The 4,538-nt window shown below is 64.1% G+C and carries 5 protein-coding genes; 2 read left to right on the forward strand and 3 right to left on the reverse strand.

The genetic code is table 11. The features are described 5' to 3' along the window. Positions 1-20: 20 nt before the first annotated feature. Both WBF82_RS09740 and WBF82_RS09745 read right to left on the reverse strand, forming a co-directional pair. Entirely contained in the window at positions 21-1,505 is a 1,485-nt protein-coding gene (locus tag WBF82_RS09740; protein WP_424382837.1) for a sensor histidine kinase, read from the reverse strand. A gap of 49 nt (positions 1,506-1,554) precedes the next feature. Then, complete coding sequence (locus WBF82_RS09745) at positions 1,555-2,328, reverse strand: response regulator transcription factor (RefSeq protein WP_424382838.1); 774 nt, start codon at positions 2,326-2,328, stop codon at positions 1,555-1,557. Between the two features lie 293 nt (positions 2,329-2,621). Here WBF82_RS09745 and WBF82_RS09750 point away from each other — a divergent pair, with 293 nt between their 5' ends. Beyond that, complete coding sequence (locus WBF82_RS09750) at positions 2,622-2,930, forward strand: PE family protein (RefSeq protein WP_424382839.1); 309 nt, start codon at positions 2,622-2,624, stop codon at positions 2,928-2,930. Positions 2,931-2,967: 37 nt separating this feature from the next. Further along, complete coding sequence (locus tag WBF82_RS09755) at positions 2,968-4,302, forward strand: PPE family protein (RefSeq protein ID WP_424382840.1); 1,335 nt, start codon at positions 2,968-2,970, stop codon at positions 4,300-4,302. 70 nt (positions 4,303-4,372) lie between these two features. Here WBF82_RS09755 and WBF82_RS09760 read toward each other — a convergent pair. Then, positions 4,373-4,538 (reverse strand): WXG100 family type VII secretion target (locus WBF82_RS09760; RefSeq protein ID WP_424382841.1); only part of this gene is annotated, 166 nt, incomplete at its 5' end.

Genomic DNA, 4,538 nt, shown 5'->3' on the forward strand with positions numbered 1-4,538 from the left:
GCTGTAGCCAGTGTGATCCGCTACTCAACGATGGGCAAGCACACCCGGAAAGTGGTTTTGCCTTCACCGGATTCGGCAGTCACCGAGCCCTGATGAGCCTTGACGATCGAGTCGACAATCGCAAGGCCCAGTCCATTTCCGGAGCCGTCATATCGGGCGTTCTTCGCGAGGACGAATCGCTCGAACAAGTGCGGGAGCAGATCCCGCTCGATGTCGGGCCCATCGTCGGTCACCGTCAACTCGGCGTACGGCGCACCCGTAGCAGGCCGGTGACAGGCGATTGCTGTCGTCACGGTGACACCTGACGGGGTATGTACCCAGCCGTTGGTCAGTAGATTGCTGACGAGTTGGTGCAGACGGTCAGGGTCGCCGCGGACCCAGACCGGCTGGTCGGGTAGGTCTTTGACCCAGCGATGACTGGGCGCGGCGACCGCCGCGTCGTTGACCGCATTGAGGACGAGGTCGCCCAAGTCGACGTCTTCGGTACGCAGATCCTGACCTTCGCCCAAGCGCGAAAGCAACAACAGCTCATCGACGAGCGAGGTCATCCGTCGGGCCTCCGACTCGATGCGGGCCAGCGCGTATTCCGTGGTCGGTGGCAATGCGGAGCTGTCCTGGCGGGTGAGCTCGGAATAGCCCTGGATCGCTGCCAGTGGGGTGCGCAGTTCGTGGCTGGCGTCGGTGATGAATTGTCGCATCCGCCGGTCAGATTCAGCGCGGTGCGCGAGCGCGCCGTCGACGTTGTCGAGTAATCGATTCAAGGTGTGGCCGACGATTCCCACCTCGTTGTCCGAGTCGGTGTCTTCCGGTCGCACCCTGGCAGTGATGCGATGGTCGTCGCCGGTGAGTGTCGTGCCGGCGACCTCGGCGGCGGTTCCGGCGACACGGCGCAACGGGCGCAACGCGTAGGTGACCACCAACGTGGCGAGACCCGCTGTTACGAGTAACGCTGCTACGGAAACTATTGCGACACTAATGATTCGGCGCGTGATAATTCTGTTGGTGAGATCCATCGAGACGCCGACGACGAGGCGATCATCGGGACCGGCACTTTGGCTGTCCATCCGGAATGAACCAAGGCTGCCCAGTGTCACGGTGCGTAACCGCCCGTCCTGCCACGGCTGTACCTTGATGGCGGCGACGGCATCGGGAGTGGCGGGACGAGGGTCGTCTTCGAAAAATACCGCTGTGCCGATCACTTCGCCGTTGTGGAGCACGGCGATGACGTTGCCCGCGTTCTGTCCGGTGAATCCCAACATCGCGTGCTCGAGATCGCTGTGATGCACCGATTCACCGTGGCGGTACCGCATGAACGAATGGCTCAGCCCATCAAGCGATTCTGCGACTTCAGCATCGTTCATTGCATTGACGTAGCTGCGAAAACTCAGCGTGGTAGCGAGGCCGACGACCAGCACGACAACCGTGACCACCGCCGAAACCCCTAGGACCAGTTGGCGGCGCAAGGTACGTGGGCGCCACCAGGGTCCGGCAGTGGCGCCGTTCATTTGCGCCGCTCCTCCTCATCGCTTCGCTCTGCATCGTCGCCGGCGCCGTTCATTTCGGAGGGCGCAGCATGTATCCGACACCGCGCACGGTGTGGATCATCGGCTCATTGCCGGCGTCGATCTTCTTCCGCAGATACGAGATGTAGAGATCAACGATGCTGGTACGTCCCGCGAAGTCGTAATTCCATACCCGGTCCAGGATTTCGGTGCGGGTCAGCGCGCGACCTGGATTGCGCATCAGGAAGCGCAGCAGTTCGAACTCGGTTGAGGTCAGCGAAATCGGCCTGCCTGCGCGCGCGACTTCATAGCTGGCGCCGTCGAGCCTGAGGTCGCCGACCTTGAGGCCCTCCTGCGCGGGCGCCTCCATATGGTTGGAGCGGCGAAGCAGTCCGCGCAGCCGGGCGACCAACTCCTCCAAGCTGAACGGCTTGGTCATGTAGTCGTCGGCCCCGGCCGTCAAGCCGGTGACCCGGTCCATCACCGAGTCGCGCGCGGTGAGGAACAGGGTCGGGGTGTAGGCGTCGGCCTCGCGGATCCGTTGCAGAATCTCCAGGCCGTCGATGTCGGGAAGCATGATGTCGAGGACGAGCACGTCGGGACCGACCTCGTCGAACTTCGTCACGGCCTCCCGACCGTTGTGCGCGACCTCGACGGTCCAGCCTTCATAGTGCAGCGCCATTTTGACCAGGTTGGTCAACGCTGGTTCGTCGTCGACCAGCAAAACCCGGATGGGCGACCCGTCGCCGCGGGTGATCCGGGGCAGCTGACCGAGGATCGCCTGACGTGGCCGCTGGTCACGCACAGAACCCGACATTGTCGCCATGTCCCTCCATTGTTCCCGGCTCACACCCCATTGTCACGAGGCTCATAGCGTTCTCAAATGTGTCGGCGACCGTTCGAGCAGCGGCCGAGACCGTCAGATATGCGTTTTCTATGCATCTCACCAGAGACCTTGCCAAGTCGCCGTGCGCCAAAAACACTGTGTAACAGAGCTGTTGACAGGGAGCCGCAGGTCAAAAGTGAGGCTGCATCGCTAACCGATTGTGTGTAAACGCTTTACGTAACTCTGCCGTCACAAGATCCAGACAGCTTGCAATCAAAACCTTGGAGAACTCGGTGTTTTCATCGTCTTTTGTCACCACGCATCCGGAGGTGCTGTCGTCGGCGGCCAGCGATCTTGCTGGTATCGGTTCGGCGATGGCCGCCGCAAATAACGGAGCAGCGGGCCTGACCGGCGGGGTAGTCCCGGCGGCGGCTGACGAGGTGTCGGCGCTGACGGCGGCGCAGTTTGCCGCCCACGCGGGTAGTTACCGGGCTATCAGCGCTGTGGCCGAGGAAATTCACTCGTTGCTGGTGAGCACCCTGCAGGCCAACGCCGTGTGCTATGCGGCCACCGAAGCCGCCAACGCACTCGCCGCCGGCTGACCCGCGGCACCACCGAAAGTAGAGAAGGTTAGGGGTAATGGACTACGGGGCGTTTCCGCCGGAGGTCAATTCGGGTCGCATGTATGCCGGTCCTGGCGCAGGGTCGATGCTGACGGCTGCGGGGGCGTGGGACGCACTGGCGGCTGACCTGCAAACCACAGCAGCTGCCGCCGGATCGGTGGTCACCGGGCTTACCGATGTGTCGTGGCAGGGCCCGGCGTCGGCGTCGATGGCCGCCGCGGTTGCCCCGTACTTGACCTGGATGAGCGCAACCGCGGCGCAACTTGAGCAGGTGGCAAACCAGGCCCGGGCTGCAGCCGCCGCATACGAGGCCGCTTTTGCGATGACGGTGCCGCCGTCCCTGGTCGCGGCCAACCGGGCTCAGCTGATGGCGCTGATCGCGACGAACTTCCTCGGTCAGAACACGGCGGCGATCATGGCCACCGAAGCTCTTTACGGTGAGATGTGGGCTCAGGACGCCGCGGCCATGTACGCCTATGCAGCCAGCTCGGCGGTCGCCTCGAGGTTGACGCCGTTCACCACGCCCAAGTCGAGCACGAACCCGGCTGGTCTGGCCGGTCAGTCGGCCGCGGCGGTCCAAGCTGCCGGCACTTCGGCCGGTAACCACGCCCAAAGCGTCGCTTCGCTGTCGTCCGTGCCTCAAACACTGCAGGGCCTGGCCGCGCCGGGCTCGTCGCCGGCCGGGGTCGGGCAGGTGGCGCTGGGCACCGGGACGTCAGCCGCGACATCGGCGGTCACCACACCGGCTAGCATGCTCGCGGGCTTGACCGGCGCGACGAGCAAAGGTGCCGTCAAGGCGGCCAGCAATACCGCAGATGCGGGCGGTGCTTTGGGTGGTTTGCTTGCGGCTGGCGGTGATTCGTCGCTGGGCCTGATTGAGGACACGATCGGATTTGGTGAGGACGGGATCGGTCTGGTCGGCTTGGACGGCGGCGGCGTTGGATTGGACGTACTCGGCGTGGGCCTCGATTTCTTGGGTGCCGATGAGTTGACCGAGTCCAGCGGTTTAGGAGCCCTGGGAACTTTGCCGCTCGGAGGCCTAGGAGCAGGACTGGGCGACACCGGCGGGATCGGCGGTGTGGGGGCGGCAGCCAGCATCGGCCAGGCAGCCTCGTTGCACGGGCTATCGGTACCGCAGGGTTGGGCCGGCGCCGGCTCGGCCGTCGATTCGGTGAGCCCGCCGAGCGCGGTTGCGTTGCCCAACAGCGGCTTAGGCGCGACACCGGCTGCGTCGACGACGGCAGGGGGTGCGCCCAAAGTGACGTTTCCAAGTCTGGTCGAACGCGAGGCCGACGGGATGCATCGAATCGGTTTGCGTAGCACCATGGTTCCGCCGCACCTGGTGGGCTAGCACCAAAAGGTGTGGCCCGCACACCGTTTGGTGTGCGGGCCACAAAGGGTTGGAGCGGGGTGCTGATCAATTAAGCCCAGCTGCCGCCTACGGCGTTGTCGGTGGAGTTCATGTTGTTCCCCGCCGTTTGCACCTTCTGCCCGTGCTGGTTTGCTTGTTCGTAGATGACCTGGAAGTTGCGGCCCAACTGGGTGATGAACTCCTGGCAGGCCACCGAACCGGCGCCGCCCCAGAAG

This window comes from Mycobacterium sp., from assembly GCF_049673265.1.
Taxonomy (GTDB): Bacteria; Actinomycetota; Actinomycetes; order Mycobacteriales; family Mycobacteriaceae; genus Mycobacterium.